1 protein-coding gene is annotated in these 1,045 nt (G+C 72.5%); it reads right to left on the bottom strand.

The window, feature by feature from the left end; genetic code table 11:
* Positions 1–18 precede the first annotated feature (18 nt).
* Entirely contained in the window at positions 19–978 is a 960-nt protein-coding gene (locus DBR36_RS14910) for a hypothetical protein (RefSeq protein ID WP_146185385.1), read from the bottom strand.
* Between the last annotated feature and the right edge of the window lie 67 nt (positions 979–1,045).

The raw sequence follows: 1,045 nt of genomic DNA, 5'->3' as shown, positions 1-1,045 counted from the left end.
CGCCGGGTCCAGCCGCCGCTACTCGGAACGCGGGTTGAGGCCGACGTAGCGGAGGTTGCGCCCGTCGACCCGCGACACCACGGGCAACCCCGCCGCGCTCAACGCGTCGCGGAGGCCGTCGACCCTCAGTGCACCGGCGAAGTCCCACCGCGCGATGCGCCACCCCGCCCGCCGCAGTGCGTCCTCGCGCGTCTTCTCCGCTCGAACGGCCGTCGCGGCGGCCTCCGGGTCATGCCCGTCGTACTTCGCCCAGCCGTCGAATTCGCCGATGACGCGATGCTCCGGCCAGCAGAGATCGGATCGATAGGTGCGGCCGGCGACGCGGTGTTCGGTCTGCAGGTCGGCCGCGGGGAACCCGCACCACTCGACGACCGCCCGGCTCACCGACTCGCCCACGGATTCCGACCGCAGAGCGCCACGGGCCAGCACCCAGTCGAGCTTTCTCCGACCGCGCGGGTTGCGCTGGGCTGCGGCGAGGTCGTTCAGCTCGGTCGAGGTGATCCCACCGGTCCGGAGGGCGGCATCCGCCACCGCCAGGCCGAACGCGGGCGGCAGGACGCGCGCGAGGTCCACCACGACGTCCGCGAGAGGAGAGCATCGGATGCCGTCGCGCTCGACGGTGCGGCGCCGGTCGGCGCTCGTGTGTACGCGCACGTCGCCGTAGGCGAGCGAGCGTGCGCGTCGTCCGTCGAAGAGGTGGATGTGTCGGGGGTGGCCGAAGACGGGCAAGCCGTGAAGAACGGCTGCCGACTCGTGGGAGAAGACCGCACCGGCGTTGACGAGCCGGAACGCGTGCACGCGAAGGAGATAGCGGTCCCACGGCGGCAGCGCAGCCCACCCGGCCGCATCCGTGTACACGCCCGTCCGGATGCGATGCAGGTGCGGGTCGCGTGATGGGTGCGACCCGAGGGAAGGAGTCTCAGCCGCGGCGAACAAGGGCAGGGGAGCGCCGCGGAACGCGGGAGGATCGGCATCCATCCGCCGAGGGTGCCGCAAACGGCGCACCCGCGGTGACCGGGTGTGCATAACCCGGTCACCCGGCCAC

The sequence above is a fragment of the Microbacterium sp. HMWF026 genome (assembly GCF_003061325.1).
In the GTDB taxonomy this organism is placed as follows: Bacteria; Actinomycetota; Actinomycetes; order Actinomycetales; family Microbacteriaceae; genus Microbacterium; species Microbacterium testaceum_E.
This window is presented reverse-complemented; position numbering and strand designations above follow the sequence as displayed.